Source organism: Sphingomonas sp. SORGH_AS_0950, from assembly GCF_030818415.1.
Lineage (GTDB): Bacteria > Pseudomonadota > Alphaproteobacteria > Sphingomonadales > Sphingomonadaceae > Sphingomonas.
In genome coordinates this window covers 475201-500093 of sequence record NZ_JAUTAE010000001.1, presented here as the reverse complement: position 1 = coordinate 500093, position 24893 = coordinate 475201, and the positions used below count along the sequence as shown (strand labels likewise).

16 protein-coding genes and 1 riboswitch are annotated in these 24893 nt (G+C 67.1%); of the genes, 4 read left to right on the top strand and 12 right to left on the bottom strand.

The annotated features are described in order from the left end of the window. Window positions 1-32: 32 nt before the first annotated feature. The 4 genes from QE385_RS01970 to QE385_RS01955 all read left to right on the top strand — a co-directional run bounded on the left by QE385_RS01970 (window position 33) and on the right by QE385_RS01955 (window position 5044). Entirely contained in the window at window positions 33-1838 is a 1806-nt protein-coding gene (locus QE385_RS01970; protein WP_307098548.1) for a DUF885 family protein, read from the top strand. A 54-nt stretch (window positions 1839-1892) separates the two neighbouring features. Then, window positions 1893-2483, top strand: coding sequence for an NADPH-dependent FMN reductase (locus QE385_RS01965; protein ID WP_307098546.1), 591 nt, complete (start codon window positions 1893-1895; stop codon window positions 2481-2483). Between the two features lie 99 nt (window positions 2484-2582). Further along, complete coding sequence (locus QE385_RS01960) at window positions 2583-4418, top strand: sodium:proton antiporter (protein ID WP_307098543.1); 1836 nt, start codon at window positions 2583-2585, stop codon at window positions 4416-4418. Continuing rightward, a complete protein-coding gene (locus QE385_RS01955; protein WP_307098541.1) occupies window positions 4415-5044 on the top strand; it encodes an OmpA family protein in 630 nt (209 codons plus the stop codon). The genes QE385_RS01960 and QE385_RS01955 overlap by 4 nt, the downstream gene beginning before the upstream one ends. Before the next feature lie 64 nt (window positions 5045-5108). Here the strand turns inward: QE385_RS01955 and QE385_RS01950 are convergent, their stop codons facing one another. The 12 genes from QE385_RS01950 to QE385_RS01895 all read right to left on the bottom strand — a co-directional run bounded on the left by QE385_RS01950 (window position 5109) and on the right by QE385_RS01895 (window position 24726). After that, a complete protein-coding gene (locus QE385_RS01950) occupies window positions 5109-7010 on the bottom strand; it encodes a prolyl oligopeptidase family serine peptidase (RefSeq protein ID WP_307098539.1) in 1902 nt (633 codons plus the stop codon). Window positions 7011-7107: 97 nt separating this feature from the next. Further along, complete coding sequence (locus QE385_RS01945) at window positions 7108-8226, bottom strand: YihY/virulence factor BrkB family protein (RefSeq protein WP_307098537.1); 1119 nt, start codon at window positions 8224-8226, stop codon at window positions 7108-7110. Further along, complete coding sequence (locus tag QE385_RS01940; protein ID WP_307098535.1) at window positions 8223-10118, bottom strand: AI-2E family transporter; 1896 nt, start codon at window positions 10116-10118, stop codon at window positions 8223-8225. The genes QE385_RS01945 and QE385_RS01940 overlap by 4 nt, the downstream gene beginning before the upstream one ends. A gap of 165 nt (window positions 10119-10283) precedes the next feature. Further along, the gene (locus tag QE385_RS01935) at window positions 10284-13319 is read right to left on the bottom strand and encodes a TonB-dependent receptor domain-containing protein (RefSeq protein WP_373424706.1); all 3036 of its coding nucleotides are present in this window, start codon (window positions 13317-13319) and stop codon (window positions 10284-10286) included. Window positions 13320-13712: 393 nt separating this feature from the next. Further along, on the bottom strand, window positions 13713-17027 hold the full coding sequence (locus tag QE385_RS01930) for a PAS domain S-box protein (protein ID WP_307098530.1): 3315 nt from the start codon (window positions 17025-17027) through the stop codon (window positions 13713-13715). Window positions 17028-17235: 208 nt separating this feature from the next. Then, on the bottom strand, window positions 17236-17832 hold the full coding sequence (gene pnuC / locus QE385_RS01925; RefSeq protein WP_307098528.1) for a nicotinamide riboside transporter PnuC: 597 nt from the start codon (window positions 17830-17832) through the stop codon (window positions 17236-17238). Beyond that, window positions 17832-18941 (bottom strand): phosphotransferase enzyme family protein, encoded by a 1110-nt coding sequence (locus QE385_RS01920; RefSeq protein ID WP_307104514.1) that lies wholly within the window; start codon window positions 18939-18941, stop codon window positions 17832-17834. The genes pnuC and QE385_RS01920 overlap by 1 nt, the downstream gene beginning before the upstream one ends. A 47-nt stretch (window positions 18942-18988) precedes the next feature. Further along, window positions 18989-21298, bottom strand: a complete 2310-nt coding sequence (locus QE385_RS01915; RefSeq protein ID WP_307098527.1) for a TonB-dependent receptor — start codon at window positions 21296-21298, stop codon at window positions 18989-18991. 31 nt (window positions 21299-21329) lie between these two features. Beyond that, window positions 21330-21439: riboswitch (TPP riboswitch) on the bottom strand. Between the two features lie 32 nt (window positions 21440-21471). Then, window positions 21472-22086: a class I SAM-dependent methyltransferase gene (locus QE385_RS01910; protein ID WP_307098523.1), complete on the bottom strand. Its 615-nt coding sequence runs from the start codon at window positions 22084-22086 to the stop codon at window positions 21472-21474. Continuing rightward, window positions 22083-22736, bottom strand: a complete 654-nt coding sequence (locus QE385_RS01905; protein WP_307098521.1) for a PIG-L deacetylase family protein — start codon at window positions 22734-22736, stop codon at window positions 22083-22085. Before QE385_RS01905 ends, QE385_RS01910 begins: the two co-directional genes overlap by 4 nt. Beyond that, entirely contained in the window at window positions 22733-23725 is a 993-nt protein-coding gene (locus tag QE385_RS01900; protein ID WP_307098519.1) for an acyl-CoA dehydrogenase, read from the bottom strand. Before QE385_RS01900 ends, QE385_RS01905 begins: the two co-directional genes overlap by 4 nt. Next, window positions 23722-24726, bottom strand: a complete 1005-nt coding sequence (locus QE385_RS01895; RefSeq protein WP_307104511.1) for a glycosyltransferase — start codon at window positions 24724-24726, stop codon at window positions 23722-23724. Before QE385_RS01895 ends, QE385_RS01900 begins: the two co-directional genes overlap by 4 nt. Window positions 24727-24893 lie beyond the last annotated feature (167 nt).

Here is a 24893-nt window from a genome sequence, read left to right as displayed (position 1 = left end):
ACGCCGCGCCGCAGGCCGGTCATCTATCGGGAATGAACAGAGCTATTTCCCGCCGCGACACGCTGATCGGGCTCGGCGCCGTTTCCGTCACGGCCTCGACCCAGGGACGGGCCGCCGCGACCGGCGACGCAGGCGCACTGCTCGACCGGCTGGCCTGGCAGCTGCTGGCGCTGGCGCCGGAGCGGGCGACCAGTCTGGGTGTCGATACCGGCGAGCATGCCGGGCTGCGGCGCAGGCTGGAGGATCGCTCGCCTGCGGGCGTGGCGGCGCGGCAGCGTTTTCTTGGCGAGGGCCTGCGCGATCTGGCGCGGGTGCCGCGAACCGGCCTGGATGCCGCGACCGCGACCAGCCTGGCGGTGGTCGAGACCGCCTTTCGCACCGCGCTGGACGGCATGGCCCTGCCCTATGGCGTGGCGACCATCGGCGACTGGCGCAACACGCCCTATGCCGTGATCCAGAATGTCGGGGCGTGGCTGGACGTGCCGCAGTTGCTCGATGGCGACCAGCCGGTCCGCGACAAGGCGGATGCCGAAGCCTATCTGGCCCGCCTCGCCGCCATGCCCGCCCAGCTGGACGGCGAGACGACGCGTATCCGCCAGGCGCGCCAGCAGGGCGTCGTGCCGCCCTCCTTCCTGCTCGACAAGACGATCGCGGGGATGACCGGCACGATCGCGGAGGCGGCGAAGAGCGACGGACCGCTGATCGGTCCGCTGGCGCGCAAGACGGCCGCCATCCCCGGCGACTGGACCGCGCAGGCGGCACGGATCGTCCGCGCCGCGATCATGCCCGCGCTGGAGCGACAGCTGACCGAATTGCGCGCGCAGCGGGCGGTGGCGACCGATGCGGCGGGGATGAACAGCCGCCCGCACGGCCCCGAATGGTATGCATGGGGCCTGCGCGCGGGCACGACGACACGGCGCAGCGCGACCGAGCTGCACGCCATGGGCCGCGCGCGGCTGGCCGATCTGCAGGCGCAGATGGATGCGATCCTGCGCCAGGCGGGACTGACCCAGGGCAGCGTCGCCGAGCGCACCATGGCCTATCAGCGTCGCCCCGGCATCGGCTTCCCGGATGGCGACGCGGGACGGCGCGAGATCATCGCCTATATGCAGGGCCGGATCGACGCGATCCGCCCCCGCCTGCCCGAAGCGTTCCGCCGTCTGGCGCGCGGGCACCTGGAAATCCGCCGCATGCCCCCGGCACAGGAACCGGGCGCACCGGCGGCCTATGGCGGGCCCGGCACGATCGACGGACGCGAACCGGGCAAGGTCTGGGTCAATCTGGGCGACCCGTCGATCCACAACCGCGTCACCATTCCCGATCTGGTCTATCACGAGGGGATACCGGGCCATGTCTGGCAGGGCGAATATGCCCAGCAACTGCCGCTGATCCGCTCGATCCTGGCGTTCAACGCCTATTCGGAGGGGTGGGCCCTCTATGCCGAACAGCTTGCCGACGAGCTGGGCATGTACCGCGACGACCCCGCCGGGCGGCTGGGCTATCTGATGGGGCTGGCATGGCGCGCGGTGCGGTTGATCGTCGATACCGGCATCCATGCGCTCGGCTGGTCGCGCGACAAGGCGCTGGCCGAGTTCATCGCCGCCACCGGCCTGCCGCGCAGCAACGCGGTGAGCGAGGTCGACCGCTATTGCGCATGGCCGGGCCAAGCCTGTGGCTATGAGGTCGGACGCGCAGAAATCGTCGCCCAGCGCGACCGGGCCAAGGCCGCGCTCGGTACCCGCTACGACCTGCGCGACTTCGATCAGGCGGTGGTGGACGGCGGCAATGTACCCCTGGACGTGCTGGCCGCCAATGTGACGCGATATATCAGGGGATAAGAGTGGCTTGCCGGGATCATCTCATACGGCCATGATCGGGCCGCGAGGTGCGCGATGGCGGATACTATCCTGATCTTCTACGGTTCGTACCGGTCCGACCGGCAGGGCATTCGCCTGGCCGACTATCTGGTCCGGGCGTTCGGCGAACGGGGCGCGGAGGCCGAACTGATCGACGCCCAAGCAGTCGGCCTGCCGATGCTCGACCGGATGTACAAGGAATATCCTGCGGGCGAGGCACCCGAGGCGATGGAGCGACTGGCGGCCAAAATCCGCAGCGCCGATGCCTTCGTCTTCGTGACCGGCGAATATAATTGGGGCCAACAGCCGGGCCTGAAGAATCTGACCGATCACTTCCTGGAGGAATGGTATTGGCGTCCGGCCGCCATCGCCAGCTATTCGGCGGGGCGGCTCGCGGGCGCCCATGCCAGCGTCGCATGGCACGGCACGCTGTCGGAAATGGGGATGGTCGTCGTGTCGAGCACGCTGGCGGTCGGCGGCATCGGCCATGCGCTGGACGGCCAGGGGCAGCCGACTGGCGAGGGCGGGGCCGCGCTGACCAAGGCCTTTCCGCGCTTTGCCGACGATCTGCGCTGGTGGGCGGCGGCCGCGCGCGAACATCGGGCCCGCATCGCGCCACCCTATTGACCCTTCATACGCGCGACCGCCCGGCGGACCGGGGGGCAAGTGCGATGCATCGGCGGGCGCTGCGGTTACCTTTGCCGTATCCGGGTGTTAAGTGGCCCTATGGAACAACACGCGCTTGTCTTCGCATTGATCGGTGTCCTGGGGATCGGTGCGCAATGGATTGCCTGGCGAACGGGATGGCCCGCCATCGCCCTGATGCTGGCGGCGGGGGTCATTGCCGGGCCGATCACCGGGCTGATCGTTCCCGAACAAATCTTCGGCGAATTGCTGGAGCCGATGATATCGGTCGCGGTCGCGCTGATCCTGTTCGAGGGGGGCCTCAGCCTCAATTTCCGCGAGTTGCGCAAGACCGAGGGCGCCGTGACCCGGCTGATGATGATCGGCATCCCGCTCGGCTGGGTGCTGGGGGCGCTGGCCTGCTATTATGTCGCGGGGCTGGTCTGGCCGGTGGCGATATTGTTCGCGGGCATCCTGGTCGTGACCGGCCCCACCGTCGTCATCCCCCTGCTTCGCCAAAGCAACATCGCGGCGCGGCCCCGCGCGATCCTGAAATGGGAAGCGATCGTCAACGATCCGTTCGGTGCGCTATGTGCGGTCATTACCTATGAATATCTCCGGCGCGTCGACCAGGGCGGAACCCTGATTTCGGTGGTCGTAGCGCTGCTCGGTGCGGCCGTGGTGTCCGGCCTGATCGGCTATGCGATGGCCCGCGCGATCGCCTGGGCCTTTCCGCGCGGCCATGTGCCCGAATATCTGAAGGCGCCGGTCCTGCTGGTCGCGGTCATCGGCACCTTCGTCCTGTCCAACCTGATCCAGCAGGAGACGGGCCTGCTGGCGGTCACGGTCATGGGCGTCGCGGTCGCCAATATGCGGCTGGACTCGCTGCGCGACATTCATCCGTTCAAGGAGAATGTCACCGTCCTGCTGATCTCCGGTGTGTTCGTCATTCTGTCGGCCTCGCTGAATTTCGAGGTGCTGCGCCTGTTCGAGTGGCGGTTCGCCGCCTTCCTGCTCGCGCTGCTGTTTCTGGTGCGTCCGGCGACCGTGCTGATCGCGCTGGCCTTCAGCAAGATCCCCTGGAACGAGCGGCTGCTGGTGGCGTGGATCGCCCCGCGCGGTGTGGTCGCGGTGGCCGTGTCGGGGCTGTTCGCGCTGCGGCTCGACCAGCTTGGCTATGGCAACGGCAATATCCTCGTCACTTTGTCCTTTGCCGTCGTCGTCGCGACGATCATTGCCCATGGGTTCAGCATCCGCTTCGTCGCGCGCTGGCTGAAGGTCACGGGCGCGATGCAGAAAGGGCTGCTGATCGTCGGCAGCACGCCGTGGAGCATCGCGCTGGCCCGCCAGATCCAGTCGCTGGGACTGCCGGTCAGCATCACGGATTCGAGCTGGCAGCGGCTGTCAGCCGCGCGGCAGGTCGGGATCGCGACCTATCATGGCGAGCTGCTGGCGGAAGCGACGGAGGAACGGCTGGACCTCAGCCAGTTCCAGGTGCTGGTCGCCACCACCGAGAACGAGGCCTATAACGCGCTGGTCTGCAGCGAGTTCGCCCATCATATCGGCCGGGATTCGGTCTATCAGCTGGGCGGCAGCGGCGACGATCATGACCATCGCAGCCTGCCGGGCGCCTTGCGCGGGCGCGCCATGTTCACCGCCGGGCACGGAGTCGAGGATATTTTGCGGCGCGAGGCGGCGGGCTGGACCTTCCGCAGCACCCGGATCAGCGAGCAGTTCAACTTCGACCATGCCCGCTCGGCGCTGCCCGACGAGGCGGACATGCTATTCGTCCTGCGCAAGGACGGCCGCATCCGCTTCTTCACCCATGCCGCGCGGCCCATGCCGCAAAAGGGCGACATCGTCGTGTCCTATGGACCCTCGCGCCACGCGGATCCGGAGGCTAGACTGCAATTCCAGAATGGAGAGGCTGTCGCATGACGACTAAGAGGCTGAACGAACGGGCCGCGCAATCGCTCGCGGCGATGACCCTCGCGCTGGGCATCGCCGCCTGTCAGCCAGCGGGCCCGGCGCCCGCGAACGACACCGCGCAGGCCGAACCCGTCGCCAATACGGCATCGCCGGACAATAGCGCGATGGCGAACGAGCAGGTGGAGACCAAATCGATCATCCGCCCGGACATCGAACCCGCCCCCACCCCATCGCCGACGCCCGAGCCGATCGACCTGACCATCGCCTTCCCCGCCAAGGGCGCCAAGCCCGATGACAAGGGGCTTGCGCAGATCGACGCGTTGATCGCTGACCCCGTCTTCGGCATGGGCGGTGCGATCACGATCTGGGGCCATAGCGATTCCCACGGCTCCGACGCGTCCAACCTGATCGCCTCGCGCCGCCGGGCCGAGGCGGTGCGGGACTATCTGGTCGAAAAGGGCACCGCCGCCGACCGGATCACCGTCATCGCCATGGGCGAGGCCAACCCCGTCGCGCCCAACCGCAAGCCCGACGGATCGGACGATCCGGAAGGACGCGACAAGAACCGCCGCGTCGAGATCAAGGTGGACCTGCCCCCGAAACCCGCCGAGCCGATACCGGCCACGCCGTCCTGAACGACGCCCCCGCCTGGTGGCGGGGGCCATCTCCGCTCCGTCCCTCGGCTGGCGGGGCGGGCGGTCAGCGCTGGGACTGGCCCAGATATTTGCCGAACCATGCCAGTTGCCGGTTCATCACATCGCCCGCCTGGGTCGGCACGCAATGTCCGGCATCGGGATAGATGACGAGGCTGGTCGGCACGTCCTGGCTTTTCAGCGCATTCCACCATTCTACCGACTGGGTCGGCGGCACCTCGATATCGCGCTCGCCGACATAGATGAAGGTCGGGGTGCGTGCGGTCTTGACGTGATAGACCGCCGAGACGTCCTCATAGGCCTTGTAGTCGTCATAGACCGACTTGCCGAAATAGGGGATCATCCAGGTGTTGATGCCGTTGGTCCCGTAATAGCTCACCCAGTCGGACAGCCCGGCGCCCGCCACGATCGCCTTGAAGCGATTGGTCTGGGTATTCGCCCACATCGCCATGAAGCCGCCATAGGAACAGCCGGTCAGGCCCAGCCGCGCATCGTCGACCGGGGCCAGCTTCTCGACCGCATCGACCCCCGCCAGGATATCGCGCAGGTCGCCGCCGCCAAAGTCGCGCTTGTTGGCGGCGGTGAAGGCCTCGCCCTGACCATAGGAGCCTCGCGGATTGGGGAGGAAGCGATAATAGCCCGCATCCTCGAACGCGCTGGCCAACCCCTTCTCGATGAAGCGCGGCGTGCTGGCCGCCGCCGGACCGCCATGGACCTGCACGATCATCGGGGCCTTCACGCCGGGCCGCGCGGACAGCGGCGACAACAGCCAACCCTGGACGGTGAAGCCCTCGTTCGTCCAGGTCACGCTGCGCGCCTGGACGGCGGGCTGTGCGGCGTCATTGTCATGGGTGATCTGGCGCAAGGCGGTGGCAGGCCCCGCATAGATGGCGGGCGCATGGGTGAAGTCCTCGACGACGCTGGCGGCCATTTCGCCCTTCGCATCCCAGGCGATCCGGCCGTCCCCGGCGGAGAGACCCACCGGCCGCGCGAATAGCGGACGTGGGGCGCGACCGGGCTCGATGGCGACGGCCCCCATCTGGTCGTTGCGCAGCGTCGCGGCGCGCAGCCCGCCCTTGGTCCAGGCCAGCGAGGTGAAGGTGATCGGCTGTCCCTTGGTCTGGTCGGTCGGCGTGCCCCCGGCCAGCGGCACCGTCCAGACATCGCCGCCGATCGAACCGAAATCGCTCATCAGCCCGCCGATATAGGCGACCGTCTTCCCATCGGGCGAGACGCGCGGCATGTTGATCTGGGTCGACGGCTTGGCGATCGCCGCGACCGCGCCGGTGGTGGCATCCACCCGGTCGAGCGTCGCCACCCACCAGTTCGCATCGCCATTGCCGAGCGCCGAGGTCACGACCAGCGCTCTCCCGTCGGGGGTCCAGTCATATTCGTAGATATAGCGGCCCTGCGGCGACAGCGGCATCGCCTTGACGATCGCCCCCTCTCCTACCGGCACGATGGCCAGACGCTGTTCGTCATTGGCGACGCCGATCTCCCCGACCTGCCGCGCGCCCGCCTGGGTCGCGCCGATATCCTTGGTCGCGCCCAGCGTGATGAGCATCGCCACGCGCTTGCCATCGGGCGAGAAGCGTGGGGTCGAGGCCAGCCCCTCCACGGTCGCGACCGGGCGTACCCCGTCACCGCGCGCGATCATCAGGGTCACGACGCCCCGATCCCGGTCGCGCGCGAGAAAGGCCACGCCGTCCCCCTTGGGCGTGAAGGTCAGCCCCGAATAGCTGCACGTCGCGCAAGGATCGACCCGGCGCACCACCCGTCCGTCCCCGGCATTGCGCAGCACGACGGCCGGATGCGTGCCGCCATCCAGCTCGATCGTGGCCACCTCGCCACCCGACGGCGCGAGGGTCAGGCCGCCATAGCGATGGACGGCCGCCTGCACCGGAGAAGCGAGAGACGACGCAAGAAGCAGGGCAACGGGAAGACGCATGAAACATCCTTCGAACGAGGCAAGGCGGCGGGGTCTGCAGCCGTCGTTTAAGCCACATCCCGGCGTACGGATAGCCTGTGCTCGCCCGGTGGGAAGATCAGCCCCGGCGGCGCGGCGACCAGCTTCGCCATGCGGCATGCGCGGCAAGCGAAAGGGCGACGATCCCGACCGGCCGCCCCCGGCGTAGCAGGGCAAAACCGATCGTCGCCATGGTCCCGTTCCCCGCCCAGGCCAGCAGGGTCGCGGTCGGGGTGCTGGCCGCCGGTTCCTGCGCCGGATCGGGCTTTGTCGGCGTCACCGGGCCATCGGTTGCGGTTTTCGCCTCGCCCCCCTCGCCTTCCACCTGCCGTTCCAGTTCGGCGTTCAATTCCGCCCCCATCAGGAACACATAGGCGGTCAGCCAGAGCCAGGTGAGCGTGACGATGACCGCGCTCAAGGAGCCATAGGTCGCGCCATAATTGCCGAAGTTCGATACATAGAAACCGAACCCCGCCGTTCCCGCCAGCCACAACAGGGTCGCGCCCACCGACCCCGGCGACAGCCATATCCAGTGCGGATGGCGATGATCGGGGCCGAACCGGAACAGGATCGCCGCCGCCGTGACGACCAGCAGGGCGAGCAGCACATAGCCCCCCAGCCGGATGAGCAGCAGGATCGGGGTCGGCGCGTCGGGGATCAGCCCGCTGAGAAAGGCGAGCAGCATCGTCGTGCCGATCGCGACGAAGATCAACGCGACGCCCCCAGCCACGACCGCGAATTGCAACAGGTTCAGCCGCACGAAGCCGCGCGTCTCCTGGGTATCATAGGCCACGTTCAGGCCGGTGACGATCGCCGACGACCCCTTGGTCGCGCCGTACCAGGCCAGCAACAGCGCGACGACCAGGCCCAGGCCCTGCTTGTTCTTCGAGCTTTCGACCACCGTCAGCAGCTGGTCGGTGATGATCGAGGCGGCATCGCGCGGCAGCGAGGCGAACAGGCCCTCGACATTCTGCCGAACCGTATCCGCGTCGGCGAACAGGCCATAGCTTAGGACCACCGCGCCCAGCGTCGGCACGATCGCGGCAAAGACGTAGAAGGCGATCCCGGCCGCGATGATCCCGATATTGTCGGTGCCCATCTCCGCCCAGGTTCGCCGGAGAATGGCGAGCCAGCCCCGAGGCGGCACCTGCAACGGCGTCCGGGCACCCTCGCCTGCACGATCGTCCGCCCCGGTCATGCCGCCGTCTCCCGCTCGGCCCCGGCATGGTCGAGACAGGCCTCGACCATCGCGCCCAGCGTGCCGACATAGATGTCCGCGCCCAGCGTCCGTTGGATCTCGCGGTCGGTCAGCGCCGCCTCTCCCTCCGGCCACAGCCCGACGAGGATCGGGACAGGCCCGACGCGTGAGCGGATACGACGAACCAGATAACGCAAGTGCGATGGCGAGCCGCCGATCTCCAGATAGGAGATGCACACCATGCGGGCACCCGACGCATCGAGCCGGCCGATATTGGCACGCGACCCCGCCTCGTGCGGCACCCGGTTCGCGCCGAAGCCCCGCTTCATCAGCAATTGCTGAAGCATCGCGGTGACCGCATCGTCGAGCACGCCGCGCCCCGCGATGCACAACACGCCACCCCGCTCCCAGCCGGACGGCGCCGAAGGAAGCGAAGCGGGCGCCGTTTCATCGAAGCCCGAACGGTCGTCGGGCAGCGGCCGCAACAATCCGCCGCGCGGTTCCAGCGGGCTTGCGGTATCGTCCTGATGGTCCAGCTCGCCGACGAGGACGAGCATCGAGTCCACGACGCGCGTCGCGCGGTCGCGGGTGATCGCACCGCGTTCCACATCCGCCGCCGCCAGCTTCAGCGCGGCCAGCGCCACTTCGTCATAATAAGCGGTCAGCGACCGGTCGGCGAGCTGGCTTTCGGCCTGTTCCAGGGCCTCATCGGGGTCTTCGGCCAGCATCCTCTGATAGAAGCTCTCGACCGGGGTCAGCGCGGGGCGATCGCCGAGCAGCACGTCGAGGAATTCCAGGCTGGGGATATGCCGCCCGAGGACGACGAGCAACAAGGTCAGCGGCATCGACAGGACCAGCCCGACCGGCCCCCATATCCAGGTCCAGAAGACCGCCGCCAGCACCACCGACAGCGGCGAAAGCCCGGTCGAATGGCCATAGAGAAGCGGCTCGATCACATAGCCGATCAGGGGCTCGAGGACGATGAACAGCCCAGCGACCATCAGCATGGTCGACCAGCCGGGATCGATCCCCGCGGCGACCACCAACGGCAGGGCGGCCCCCAGCAGCGCACCGATATAGGGAACGAAGCGAAGCACGCCCGCCAATATGCCCCATAAAGCGGGCACCGGCAGGCCGATCAGCCACAGGCCGATCCCGACCGTCAGGCCGAAACTGGCATTCACCGCCAGTTGCGACAGGAAATAGCGGCTCAGGCGTCGCCCGGCATCGTCCATCGCGGCGGTCGTGCGATGCAGGTCGGACGATCCGAACAGCCGGATCAGCCGGTCGCGCAGATCCTCCTTCTGCATCAGGATGAAGATCGCCACGACGAGCACGATCACGAACGTCTCGAACGGGGCGAGGACCGGCTCCAGATAGCCGCCGACCTGTTGCAGGACCGGTGCCTTCTGCTCGACGACGCGGACGTTCAGCGGGTGAGTTCGGGTGCCGCGTACGAGCTTGGGATCGGCGCCCACCGCCGGGGCCGAACTGTTGGCGCCCAGGAACGGCAGGGACCTGGTCAGGAAACCCGTCGCATTCTCCATCTTGGACTGGATGCTGGTGACATAGCGGGGTGCCTCGTCCGACAGCGAAGCCGCCTGGACGCCGACCAGGGTCCCGATACCGCCGAGCACGCCAAGCGCGCTCAGCACCGCGACGAACACGGCAAGGCCCTTTGGTATCCGCAACCGCCGCAGCAGCAGGACGATCGGCGACAGGACGAACGACAGAAGCACGGCCAGCGTGATCGGGATCAGCACGTCCTTGGCGAGGAACAGCCCCGCCACCACGACGACGGCCACCGCCAGGCCGAGCAATCCGTCGCGGCTGGGCACCTTGGCGGCGGTCACGCTGGCGGCCGACGCCTGCTGCCCCGATCGATCGTTCATCTGTTTTCCCTTCGGAAAACGCAAACTCCCGCTGATCGACTTTGGTCCACGCATTCTTACGTGGACGTTCGGGCCCGGTTTCGTCGCCGACGAACCGGCTCGAAAACAAAAGCGCACCGGGCGGACATAAAGTCCGTCCGGTGCGCAAGGGTCAGGCGTACTGGCTTAGAAGTTGAAGTTCGCGCCAGCGCTGAAGTTGCGGCCGACCAAGCCCGCATAATGCCAGCTGCTCAGATAGTTCGGATTGCTGGTATAGGCGGCCGCCGCCAGCGGAGCGCGGGCGTTGGTCAGGTTCTGGATGTTGAAGAAGAAGCGGAACTGATCGTTCACCCGCACGCCCAGGTTCAGGTCGGTGTAGATGAACGGGCGGATATAGCACTGGCTGCTCATCGCGCTGGCGCACGACAGGTCGATGACGTTCGTGACGGGATCCGGGGAAATCTGATCGGCCGCGACCTGCTTGATGCGACCCACATAATAGGTCGTCGCGGTGATCGAGAAGTTGTTCACCTCCAGCGAGTTCTGCCAGTTGCCACGGATGCTCGGCGTACCGCCACCCGACGAGAGCTGGTAAGGCCCAAGCGTACCGGCATATTTCTGCACCACGCCCGCCGGGGTCACCAGATCGAGGCGAAGCACGCGGGTGACGTCGAGGCGGCTGATCAGGCGCGCGCCATTGGCCAGCTCGAAAGCGGCATTGGCCTGCACGTCGATGCCCGAGCTGATCTGATAGTTGGCGTTGACGTAAGGCACGTTGAACACCAGCAGACGGGGCAGCGCGTTCGGATTGTTGGGATCCGGCGCATCGATGACGTTGCACTGATAGCCCGGACCCACCGCCGCCAGCGCGGCGCAACCGGCGGTCGCGTTGGTCTGTCCGTAATAGGCCGCGATCGCCTGGGCGCGCAGCGGGCCGCTGACGATCAGGTTCGACTTCTTGATGTTGTAATAGTCGACCGTCAGGTTGAACCAGTTCACCGGCTTGAAGATCGTGCCGACGGTGAAGCTGCGCGACACTTCGGGCAGGATATTGGCATTGCCGGTCGAGCCGCTGCCGATGCTGTAGGTGCTCGTATAGGCGCTGTTGCCCGGATGCGCGGCGATGAAGCTGGCGGGCGGCGTAAAGGACGAGAAGCCCGAATAGCTGCTGGCCGGGTTGTTTTCCGCGAAGGTCGGTGCGCGGAAGCCCTGCGAATAGGTCGCGCGCAGCGAGAACTGCTCAACCGGGGTGAACTTCGCGCCCACCTTCGGCGAGAAGTGGCTATAGCCCTGCGAATAATGGTCGTAACGGCCCGAGACGTTCAGGTCGAAGTTCCGCAGGAACGGCGCATCGATCTCGAAGAACCCGGCGGTCACGGTCTGACGGCCCTGTGCCGACGAGGTGTTCAGCGAATAATAGCTGAGGTCCGCATTCTGGTTGCGGTTCATCAGCGTCTCGCGACGGATCTGGAAACCCGCGCCGACATTGAGTTCGCCGCCCGGCAGTTCCATCAGCGACTTGAGCAGCGAACCGCCGATCGTCGCCACCGTCGAATAGGACGGCGTGGCACGGTCGGGCGAGATTTGGTTGCGCACCGCCGCCGTGTTCTGCTCCGGATTGACGAAGTTGTACGACCCCGTGTTGATCGCGTTCAGCAGGCCCTGGATGTTGATGAAGCCGCGCTGCGTCACGCTGAAATTGTCACGCGCATAGACGCCGTTCAGACGGAACTTGAACCCGCCGCCCAGATCGCCCGAGATACCGCCGGTCGCGCGGAACACGTCGACATAGCGATGGCTGTTAGCGGGGATGTCGCCGAACAGATAATAGATGCGCGCCGCGCTCTGCGTGGGATCGGCACCGGCAACCGCATAGGGGTTGTTCGGGTTCAGACGGCGATCGGCCGCCGTGGCGCAGTTCACGCCCGCCGAGCAGACATACATCGGCAGGACGATGCCGGGGCTGCTGGAGGCCAGCGCCGCCGAACCGCCGAAGGGCTGGGTCTGGCGGATGCCCGACGGGGTGCCGCGAATATCGACTTCGGAATGCGAATAGCTGCCGCTGGCGAATGCTTCCCAACCTTCGGCCAGGCGGACGTTCAGGCGGGCCGTGGTCGAGTAACGCTCCTGGCGCGGCTGGATGATCGAATATTCGTCGGGCAGGTTGTGCTTGCAACCGGTGCCCTGCGCCGAACCGGACGAGACCGTGAAGCTGCCGAAGGGGCAGGCGCTGGGATTGATCAGCAGCTGATACTGGTTGGTCAGCGGTGCACCGACCTGACCGGCGAGCGGATTGTTGAGATCGGTCTGCCGAACGCGGGTCACGACCGCCTGCGGGTTGGGCTGGACCAGCGAGTCATCGTTGCGGTTACGGTCGAGCAGGCCGCTGGGGGTCAGATCGAGCGTGTTGAACGGGTAGCCGCGCGAGTGGTTGGTGATATACCCGTCATAGGTATATTCGCCGTTCACATAGAAGTTGAAACCCTGTTCGCGATAGTCGCCGAAACCGGCGGTCAGCGTGGCGCGATAGTGCGAGCCATCGGCCTTTTCGGTAGTGCCGCCCTGGACCGAACCCTGAATGCCCTGGACATTCTTCTTGCTGATCAGGTTGACCACGCCGCCGATCGCGTCCGCGCCATAGGTCGAGGATGCGCCGTCCTTCAGCACTTCGATGCGGTCGATGGTGCTGAACGGGATCGAGTTCAGGTCGACATAGGCGTTATGGCCGTCGTCGTTGAGCGGGAAGTTCGCCGAGCGGAGGCCGTCGATCAGCACCACGGTCGACGAGACGCCCAGACCGCGCAGCGACACGGCCGCACCGCCCGCCGAGAAGCCGTTGCGGAAGCCGGTCGAGATCGAGCCCGCGCTGTCGGCCGAGACCGAGCGGATCGCGTCCTGGGCGGTGGTGATGTTCGCGCGCTGGAGCGTCGCGGAGGTCAGGACGGTGACCGGCGAGATCGAACTGGCGTTGGAATCGCGGAACAGCGTGCCGGTGACGACGACCGTGCCGCTCTGCGGTGCCTCGCGCTTTGCCACGGGCGCGGCGGGGCGCTGCTGGATGTTCGCATCCTGTGCGACCGGGGTCTGCGGCGCTTCGGCCTGCTCGGCGGTATCGGTCGCCTGTGGCGCCACCGCTTCCTGCGCATAAGCCGGAGCAGCGATCGCGGTCAGCAGAGCCACCGTCGAAATCCCAAACCGCAGGGTACACAATGCGGAATTCATCAAAGTCACCAAGCCCTTCCCTGTTCACGCAGCGGCGACTTTTGTCGCCAGTTTGATACTCGCCATGATCTGGCACTGCGGTGCGGGAGCGCTTACGGCACGCAAAGTTACCGGCTCGTTAAAAATGATGGACCTGTAGTTACGGAATGCAACAGGTTGAAATCATGGCACTCGACGGGAAGCACCATAGAAATATCTGATTAACGATACATGCAATGTTTCCGAACATGTCACGGCATCGGGACAGGCGTCTGATCGACATGCCGAACCGCCATCGACCCGACGACAAAGCCTTCCCGCGCGAGATCATCAATGGGATTATCCATTGTTCGTCAGAGCGTTGCACAGGACGTGCATATCGGTCGCGGCCTGTCCCGATCACGGCGCACCCGCCTATCGCGGTTCGAGCATCTCCGCGATCTTGTTGCCCAGTTCGGTCATCACGAACGGCTTGGTGACCACCTCCATGCCGGGCGCCAGATGGCCGTTCCCAACTGCGGCATTTTCGGCAAAGCCCGTCACGAACAGGATCTTGAGGTCCGGGCGCCCTTCGCGGGCCGCATCGGCCACCTGGCGGCCGTTCATCCCGCCAGGCAGGCCGACATCGGTAATCAGCAGATCGATGTCGATATCCGACTGGAGGATCCGCAAGCCGGACGGCCCGTCGTCCGCCTCAATCGCGGTATAGCCCGCATCCTGCAGAACCTCGACGATCAGCATCCTGACCGTCTCCTCGTCATCGATCACCAGCACCGTCCGCCCGGCACCATCGTCCGGGATCGCTTCGTCGGGCCCGTCCTCCTGACCGACCTCGCCCATGAAGCGCGGGAGGTAGAGGCACATGGTCGTTCCATGTCCTTCCTCGGTATAGACCCGGACCTGCCCACCCGACTGCCGCACGAAGCCATGGATCATTGACAGGCCCAGACCCGTCCCCTGCCCGATCGGCTTGGTGGTGAAGAACGGATCGAAGATGCGGTCGACAATATCCTTGGGGATGCCGGTGCCGCTGTCGGTGACGCAGACCGACAGATATTGCCCCGGCGCCAGGTCGCGTTCGCGCGCGCCGCGATCATCCAGCCACTTGTTGGCCGTCTCGATCGTCAGCCGCCCGCCGCCGGGCATCGCATCCCGCGCGTTGATCGCCAGATTGAGCAGCGCGCTTTCGAGCTGCGCGGCATCGACCTTCGCGACCCATAGCCCGCCGGCGCCGACCACTTCGACCTTGATCGACGGGCCGACCGTGCGGCGGATCAAATCCTCCATGCCGAAGACCAGCCGGTTGACGTCGATCGGCTTGGGGTCGAGCGTCTGACGGCGCGAAAAGGCCAGGAGCCGCTGGGTCAGCGCCGCCGCCCGCTGTGCCGAGGTCTGGGCGCCGTTGATGAACCGGTCGATCCCGTCGGTCCGTCCCGCCGAAAGCCGGCGCTCGATCACCTCCAGGCTGCCGCTGATCCCGGCCAGCAGGTTGTTGAAGTCGTGCGCGATGCCGCCGGTCAGCTGGCCGACCGCCTCCATCTTCTGCGCCTGACGCAGCTGTTCCTCGGCCTGGGCCAGACGCGCCTGGTCGCGCAGCCGGGCGGACACATCCACCGCATATTGGAACGCACCGACGAAGGCACCGTCGCGGTCGTGCAAGGCGTTGAAGCGCAATTCATAATATGGGCGCATCCGGTCGGGATCGCCGAACGCCTCGACGACCATGAACTCCTCGCCGTCCAGCGCGCGCTGCCAGATGCCGAGCACCGCCTCGCGATGCGCCGGAACGCGCTCCATCAGCTCGGGGAGCGCGTCGCCCACATGCGGGCGTACCCCATAGATGCGCTCAAACTCGACCACATAGGCCGAGTTCAACGCCAGGAAGCGGAAGTCCGGCGACACCACGGCGATCAGTGCGTCGGTATTCTCGATGACATCGGCCCAGAGCTTGCGCTCCGCGACCGCCTCCTCCACCCGGCGCTCCAGCGTGTCGTTCATTTCGCGCAGCTGTAGTTCGGCGCGGCGACGGGCGCTGATGTCGTTGAACAGGATGGCGACGCGGCGCGCCTCGGGCGTCCCGACCCGCAGGGCATAGACGTCGAACCACCGGCCCATCACGTCGGAGCCGTTCTCGAAACGGATCGCCTCACCGGTCCGCGCGACATGACCATAGCGGTCGAACCAGATTTGTTCGAGGCCCGGCACCAACTCGCGAGCGGTGCGACCGACCGCGTCGATGAGCCCCGTCTGTCGCTCAAACGCCGGGTTGGCCTCGACAAAGCGATAGTCCAGCGCGCGATCGCCGTCGAAATCGACCTCGACGATGCAGAAGCCCGCATCGATCGCCTCGAACAGCGTCCGGTAGCGTTCCTCGCTGATACGCAGCGCATTTTCGGCCTCGCGACGCTCATGGATGTCGATGACCGAGCCGATATAGCCCAGGAACAGGCCATCGGTGCCGAAGCGCGGCGATGCGGCGTCGATCGCCCAGCGATAGGTCCCGTCACGATGACGCAGGCGGTATTCGAGCCGGAAGGCTTCCTGCCTGGCATTGGCGGCCAGGAACACATTGGTGGACCAGTCGCGATCGTCGGGATGAACCGCCTCCAGCCAGCCGAAATCCTCCGCGCCCCGGTCGTCCTGGCCGGTAAAGGCGTACCATGCGCGGTTCAGATAGGTGCAGCGTCCGTCCAGGTCGGTCACCCACATCATCACCGGGGCATGATCCGCCATGTTGCGGAACCGCTCCTCCGACTCGCGCAGCGCCGCATCCCTGGCGCGCTCGGCGGTGATGTCGCGTGCCTCGATCACCGTGCCGATGGGCTGGCCGTCATCGCCGAGCAGCGGGCTGGCGGTGAAGGCCACCGGATAGAAGCTGCCGTCCGGGCGGACGAACACTTCCTCGCCGCTCATCTGCGCGCGTTCCGGGAAGGCCCGGTCGATCGGACACTCCTCCAGCGGATAATGCGATCCGTCGGGATGGGTGTGATGGACGACGTCGTGGAGCGGCCGCCCCTGCATCTCGGCGAGTGCATAGCCGGTCAGACCTTCGGCCGCCGCATTGGCATAGACGCAGTGTTGATGGTCATCCATCAGGAACACCGCCATGCGCGTATTGTCGAGCACCGCGTTCAGGCGCCGCTCGCTCTCGCGGTGTGCATGGTCGGCCGCGCGCCGCCTGAGGATCTCGGCCTCCAGCCGCTCCGCCCGCTCATCGCGAAGCGTGATCTCGTGGCGCAGCTCCAGCTGGGTCATGACTTGCCGCGCCAGCACCTCGAGCGTGAGGCGCTGACGCTCGGTGATGCCCTCTGGCCTGGGCTTGGTATCGAGCACGCACACCGTGCCGATCGGCAGCCCGTCCGGGGTTTCCAGCAGGGCCCCGGCATAGAAACGCAGGCCCGGCCTTCCCACCACCAGCGGGTTGCAGGCGAACCGTTCGTCCGTCGTGGTATCCGGTACGACGAAGATGCCCGGTTGCAGGATCGCATGGGCACAAAGCGACACTTCGAGCGGGAGTTCGTCGGCGCCGATGCCGACCTCCGCCTTGAACCACTGGCGATCCGCCGCGATCAGATTGACGACCGCGATCGGCGCATCGAAGATATCGGCGGCGAGCCGGACGATATCGTCAAACTCCACCTCACGCGCCGTATCCAATATCGCATAGCGGTGAAGCGCCGCGACACGGGCTTCCTCGCTCCAGGGCGGTGCGACCTTGGGCCCCGTCATGCGGCGGTCGGTTCGGCGGTATTAACGGTGGGGCGGCTGGTGTCGGATCGCGGGTGCGACCGGAGCGCCGAAGGGACCATAGGCGTCCCCCGCATGGCACCGCCAGCGTTGAACCATCGACCACATCCACTTCCATGCCGCATAGGAGAACCTAACGCTCAAATATCGGCCCCGCTCAATCGAAATCTGACTGCTGCGCTTTTTTTCTTCACCAGGCGGTCGGCGGCAGGGTGGGACACTCCCCTTCCGATGCCGCCAGGGGTCGTCGCCAATCCCGGTAGCCGATCACCGCCAGCCCGATCATCACGGCGTAAAGGCCCGCAGTGGGCAGCAATCCCTTGTAGAGAAACATCCCCACATAGGCGATATCGACCACGATCCAGAGCAGCCAATTCTCCCGGTGACGCCGTGCCGTCCAATATTGGGCGACCAGGCTGAACGCGCTGAGCGTCGCGTCCATCCAGGGCAGCGCCGCATCGGTATGACGGCTGGTGAACCAGCCGATCGCCACCGCACCGAACGCGCCCAGCGCCAGCCCAGCCAGCGCCCTGAGCCGCGACAGCGGCATCACCACGACCGCGCCCGTATCGCGGCGCTCGCGGCTCCAGACGATCCAGCCATAGAGGATGCCCAAGCCGAACACCGCCTGCAACGCCATGTCGGCATAGAGCCGCACGTCGAGGAACAGCTTGAAATACAGCGCGCAGGCAAGGAGGTTGAGCGGCCAGCAGAACAGGCTCCGCCGCGCGGTCAGCCAGATCGCCAGGAAACTGATCGCCACCGCCGCCATCTCGAACGTAGACATCACAATTTCCGCCCCGCCCGAAGCTCCGCAAGGAAATCCCGCCCCGCCGCCGATCCGAACCAGTCCGCATGCCCCAGCAGATACCCCTCCCAGGCCAGCATGGCGGCGTCCCGGTCGCCTACCACCCCGGCGAAATAATCGATTTCCGACAGGGCGAACTCGACATGGACCAGCGGCAACAATGCGATGATGCTTTCCATCATGGCGGGGTCGATGGGGGACATCGCCTCATAGCCCGCGATCAGCGCCAGTGCCGATGCGGGGTCGCCGATGGCGTTATCGTGCCCCTCCCCCAATTCCAGCCACGCAAAGGCGGTCCGTTCGATCGCGATCGCCAGATCATGCGCGGCACAGCTGCGATCGGCCAGCCCAAAGTCGAACACGGTCCGGACCGTATCGTCCGCCGCCCATAACAGGTTGGAGGGGTGCCAGTCATTATGGGTCCACAGGGGCGGCTGGCCTGCGATATACCGGGCCAGCCCCTCGCCCCAAGCGGCGAACAGCGACGACAGGCGGCGGCGCCAGGCATGCCCGGCGAGAAACGCGGCCAGGGCCGGACGCGCGGCGACATAGGCTTCCGCCGCCACCATCGGATCGGCCGCCGACAGGATGCCGAAGCTGGCGACCAGGGGCTGGACGGCACGCGGCGGCGCATCATAGCCGAGCGACGCGCGGTGCAGCCTCGCCAGCGAAACCCCGGCGGCATGGGCATGCGCGAGCGACTGGAACGGCGTCCAGGACAGCCGGTCGTGATACAGATCCGCGCCCGGTGCCTGGCGATGGACCTCATAGGTCGCCTCGCCCAGCGTGACCGCGCTTTCCCCCTGCCCCGTGCGCCATATCTCGGGCACCGGCGCGCCCGCAGCGGCGAGATGCGCGATGAAGCCATGCTCCTCCGCCAGTCCGGCGGCCGTGCGCACCCGGCGATCATGCCGCTTGACGAGCAGCGTGCCCTCCGTCGTGTCGATCAGCGTCGCGGCGGAAAAGGGACGCGGCGAGTGCCAGCGCAGCGCCTCGATCCGGACGGCCCGCGGATAGTGCGCCAGCACGGCCGCCGCTTCCTCGGGCGTGATCGCGGGCCAGGTGGGTGCCTCCATCGCCAGCCCCATGCCATGGACGCGGTGACCGGTGCCCGCCTCGTCCGCTATGGTCACGATCAGAACCCGCGCGAAATCGTCGCGACGACGGCCGATCCGCCGCCGATATAATAGGACGGCGCATTGCCCTTGATGATCGTGCCGCCCCGCCCGACGACATCGCGCGCGTTGGTCGTGACGGACTGGACCCCCGCCAGGACATGCGGATCGGTGACGTTGATCGCATTGACCCGCAGATCGGTCCGCTTGCCGTCGAGCCAATCGGCCAGATGGACGCCGATCGCCAGGTCGAGCGTGGCATATCCCCGGATGCTCTCGTCGTTCATGAACGTCGCATATTGGCGACCGACATATTTGCCCGCGATGCTGCCGAACAGATGCCCATCGTCATAGGTGCCACCGGCGCCGAACTGGAGCGTCGGGCTGGATACCGCCCGCTTGCCCCGCGTCGGCAGATAGTCCCCGCCGACCGGCAGATCGTCATCGATCCGCGCGCGCAGATATTCGCCCGAGACATAGACGCTGACGCCCCTCGCGGGCCGATAATCGATCTCGGCATCGACGCCATAGGACGTCTGTCCGCCCGCGTTCAGCGTCGAATTGACCAGCGCCCCGCCATTGTCGACCACGGTCGCCAGCTGGCGGTTGCGGAATTTGTAGTGGAAGCCGGTCACCGAGGCGGAAAGGCTGGGCCCGATATAGCGATAGCCGAGTTCCTGCGACACCGAATATTCGTTCTTCAACGCGTCCGTCCCGCGTGTCGAGACCACGCCGCCGTCATAGCTGTCGTACAGCGTGAATTCGTTGGGCGCCCGGAAATTGGTCGTGACGTTGGCAAAGACCTGCTGGCGATCGTCGAGATCGTAATGGACGGCGGCGCGCGGCAGGGCGGCGAAGCTGTCGCTGCGCACGCGGGTCTGCGGTCCGGGCAGGTAATTGCGGCCGTTGCGCAGCAGGTTGACGCCCTTGAAGCCGATATCGACCGTCAGCCTGGGGCTCAGCGCGATGCTGTCGGCCACGAAGACGCTTTTCGTCACGGTCACGGTGCGCTGGTTCTCATAGGCGAGCAGGCGGCCATCGGCGGTGCGGATCGCCTTGCTGCGATAGCCCCAGCGGTCGGCCGGGCGTCCGTCGGTGCCGACGGCGGTATAGGTCTGGGTGACGCGGTCGGTGCCATAGTCGAACCACAGCCCTGCGGTCAGCCGGTGGATGCCCGCGCGCAGCGTCAGGCTGGCGACCTGGCCGGTCCGCATCTGATCGCCGGTATAATTGCCCAGCACCGTCGCGACTCCATTCACCGCGCCGGGCAGCGCGATCGGCTGCGCCAGTTCTTCGTTGCCCAGGAAATTGCCGGTGGTCGCGAGCTGGGTGCCATAGGGCGAATTGCCATAGCCGAACTGGAGATAGGTCGTGCTGTCCAGCGTCAGCCGGTCGCCCAGGACCAGATGCACGGGGGCCGAGGCATAAAGGTTGCGGAAGGGCGCTCGGTACAGTTCCCAGTAACGGGTTTCTCCCGGCACATACTCCGCATCATAGTTAAACCCGCGTCCCCGCGCGCGCCAATCGGCCAGGGTGGGGCTGGCATAGCTGGAGGAATTGGCGTCGTTGTACGACAGGGCCAGGCTGGCACGGTTCCCGTTTCCCCATTCGCCCAGCAGCTTGGCATCGACATGCTGGCGCAGGTCATAGCCCGCGCCCCGCCAATTGTCCGCGCGGGTGTTGGAATAGGACAGAAACGCCTTCAGCCCGGTATTTCCGATCGTCCCCGTATCGACCCGGACAAAGGCCCGGTGCATGTTGTACGACCCCAGCGACAGATCGGCGAGCATTCCCCGCGCCGCCTTGGGATCGTCGAGCGACAGCGACAACAGACCGCCCGCCCCGCCGACGGTCGGCGAGGCAAGATCGACCGCCCCCTGGGCCAGCCGGATCGCCCGCACATTTTCCGCATCGGCGAATTGCGACGGATAGGCGTAGTAATAGCCGATGTCGTTCTGCGGCGCGCCCTCCATCAGCACGCCGATCTCATCCTGCCCCAGACCGCGCAGCGTCAGGCTGGAACTGGTCGACAGGCCATAGGGATCGCTGGATGCGACATTGGCGCCGGGCAGCAGGCTCACCAGCTGAAAGGCGTTCAGCGTCGGGGCCTGCTTGACGATGAAGTCGGCGGAAATCTCGCTGACCGCCTTGGGTTCGGTCTGGTCGGGCAGCAGCCCCTCGGGATCGCGGTGGCCGATCACGCGGATATCGGCGGGCGCGTCGCTCGCCCGCTGCGCCGATGCCGCGCCGGGCAGCGCCAGCCACGCGGCCGACAGCAGCAGGGCACCATATCGGATCGTCTTGCGATCGCGCGAAATCAGAACAGCCATCGTCTCTCGTCCACTTCACACGGAAGGACGACGAAGGAACCGCCACCCTCCCTACGCCGGTATCAGCCGGATCAGGTTCGGCGGGTCATGGGCTGCTGCCCATCTCTCGACCGCGCATCAGCGGTTCCCCGGGGATGGCGTCGTCTAGGCGCTTACGGCCCGTAAGCAAATAATTATCGATGGCGGAAAGAAAGACCCGTCCGGGTGTCCGCATCGCACAGCCGCGCGACGAGGACATGCCAGTGCGCCCGGCGGCGCATGGTCTCGACCTGCCAGGTCATGCCGGTCATCCGCAGGAAGCGTTCCTGGATGTCGGCGGCGTGCTGCGCGAAGTCGTAATAGTCGATGCGATGATGCGCCAGGACCAGCCGCCCGCCGGGACGCAGGGCCGCCGCGACACCTCGCGCGACATGCCGCATCGCGATGGGCGAAAGATAATAGAGCAACTCGGCGATGACGATCGCATCATAGTCCCGTCGCGGAAACCGCGCGGGCAAGGCCAAAGGTATCGCCCGTGCTCGCGGCCAGGCGGCGATCGCCCGCGTCGTCAGGCGGGTGCCCTCGACTGTCCCCTCGGTCGCGTCGAGCCGAAGCGCGCGACGGGCGATGGCGCGGCTGTTCGATCCATTGCCGCTGCCCAGTTCCAGGACCCTGCCCCATGGCCCCTGGCCCAGCGCATGCAGGATCGCCCGGCGCTTCACCGCCTCGTCGCGGTTGGAGAAGGTCCGCCATGGGTCGTCGTCCGCCGCGAACTTTGCGGCAAAGCCGCCAAGGTCGATCGCCTTCATCGCCTCACCGGAAGGAAACGCTCGACCGGGTGGGAAAAGGCCGCGAGTTCATGGCGTGCGATCGAAAAGCCCCGAGGATCGTCGGTAATCGCGCCCAGCTGGGTCCGATGCACCCGGATCAGCGCGCGCTTCGCCGCCGCGCCGCCTGGGATCGAGACGGTCCGGCTCCGCGCCGCCAGCCGCTTCTGCGGCGGCCAGACCTGATAGGTCAGACGCCGCCCGCCGAAGCGAAAACCGCCAAGCGCGGTCGCGACCGCCCGGTGATCGGGATGGGCATCCGTGACGGCGGGCCCGACCAGCAGGTCCAAGCCCCGATGCTTCCGGAGCGCCCGGTGCAGCCGCTCGCGGCAAGGATCGCCCTCCGCCATCAGCGCGCCATCGGGCAGCCCGAGGAACGTCACCCGGTCGCTCCGGACGCCCAGACGGCGCAGCGCATGGCGGCTTTCCCGCTCGCGCGCGGCGATCAGACGCGCGGGGGGCCATGTCCGGCTGTCGGGATGCGAGGCGGCGCCATCGCTGACCACGACGACCCAAACCCCGCTTCCTCGCCGCCGCAGCGCCTGGATCAGCCCCGCCGCCCCGATGATCTCGTCATCGGGATGCGGCGCGACGATGACGGCCCGGCGGACGCCGTTGAGGTCCAGCCTCACAGCGACAGCTCCAGCAACCCCTGCGCCACCGCCTGCCCGACCCGGAGGCGTTGCGCGTCGGGCATGGGCTGGCGCAGATAGACCGCCAGATCGGTCAGCATCGCGGAGAGCGGATGGGTGAGGAACTGCCCCGCCAGCCCCACCGCCTCCCGAGCGATCACGATCGCCTGCTCGGCCGCGTCGGCCACCGCCATGCGCGCGGCGGCGACCCGCGCCAGCCGGGCCTCTTCGACCTCCTCCCCGAACCAGCATCGCGCCGTGCGCCGCACGATGGCCGCCGCCACCTCCGCCAGCGCGAACAACCGCGCGAGCCGCGCCGACTGGAACGGATCGTCGGCGCGCCCCGCCTCGACCAGATGGCGGCGGGTCAGGTCACACAGCCCGGCCACGCCCCCGGCATGGACCGCCACGAACCGCAGCGCCCCGCCGCTGAAAAAGGGTTCGCGCGCATAGAGGTTCGGCGCGCCGATCCGGTCGTCCTGCGCGATGACGCCGTCCCGCCAGCGGACCAGATGCGTTTCGGACCGCTGCATGCCCGTCACCCGCCACCAGTCGCGGTCGATCACCGGCGCGACCCGCGCCAGATCGAGCAGCAGCAGTTGCACCCCCTCGGCCGTGTCCGCCGTGACCACGGCGTGGCTCAACACCCCGGCGCCCGAGGCATGGCTCTTGCCCCCGGTCAACCGCTCGCCGTCCAGCCGCAGGGGCTCGCCCGCCAGTCCGGCATTCCAGACGCCCAATGTCGCCCCCTGCGCCAGTATCCCGCTGAGCCGTTCCACCTGCGCCGCCGATCCGTAGCGGCGCACGATCTGCACCGCATCGACATGCCCCTCGACCAACCGCCCGAGCGGCAGATCGCGCCGGCCGATGTCATAGAGCTTGGCCAGCAGCGCGACATGGTCCTCGATCGTCCGGGGATCGCCGGGGGGATGCTCGGCCCAGCCCATGGCGGCAATCGCGCTTCGCAGTTCGTCGGCCATGGCGGTCATGCCGCAATCTCGCACCATCGGCTCTCCAGTTCGGTCAGAAGGTTTTCGGCGTCCGACAGCGACACCTGGCCGGAATGGACGGCCGGTGCCGGGACGATCCGCATCGCGAACGCCTCCGCATTGGGGCAATCGCGCGCGACGCCCAGGACATGGTCCGCCGAAAGGCCCAGCCGCTCGCCGAGCGCGATGCGCCGGTCGACCCGGTCGATCATGGCGAAGCTCTGCCGCGCGGCCGCCTGCGCGCGCCATTGCCAGGCCGCACCGCGCGGATCGGCCATGCGCGGCGGCTCGCCCTGATCCAGCGCCAGCAATTGGCCCGCGAGCCCGCCGCCGATACGCCCATGTCGGCGGGATGAGGTCTCCACGATCATCACCGCGTCCCGACGGACGCGAAGCCCGGCGCGCGCGGCATCGTCGAGCAGGCGGGCGTCCTCTCCCGACGGGATCGGCAGGAACCCGCCCAGCGCGCGATAGGCGGAGGCGCGTATCGCGATATTGGCTCCGCCGCCGAAGTGATGCGTGTCCCGCGCCTCCCATGGCACCGGGTCGATGGCCCGGCGATATCGGTGCAATCGGTCATAATAATGCTCGATGCGGCTTTGCTGCGGATCGGATGCGGCATCGACCCGTTGGATCCGCCCGGCGACGACCTCCGCCTGGCTCAGCCCCCGGCGACCCGCCGCGATCCAGTCGGGCTGCGGCGTGCTGTCGGCATCCGTCGTGAAGAGCAGGCCCTCGCGCCCGGCCAGGACGGACAGCCCCATCGCCAGCGCCGCGCGCCGGGCGGCCCCGGCATTGGGCACAGCATCGCGCCCGCCCTGGGCGACATGCAGCCGAAACGGCAGGGACGGGCCAAGACGATCGACCAGCGCGACACTGCCATCCCGGCAATCGTCCAGATACAGGCATGCCTCCGGCTTCGTCCCATCGACGCGCAGCGCGGCAAGCGCGGCGAACAGCGCCGGCAGCATCGCCTCTTCATTTCGGGCGGGGATGCACATCACCACGGGCGCGTCGTCGAACAGAAGCCTTCTCCCTCCCGCCGCCGAAACCCACCGAAGCCCCGCACGGCCGGGAACGGAGGGCTGATCCCGATCACTAGCATGGGTTTACCCTAAGGCGGCAGGAATCACCTTAATGAATATCAAGCATTTATTTGGAGGGCGAT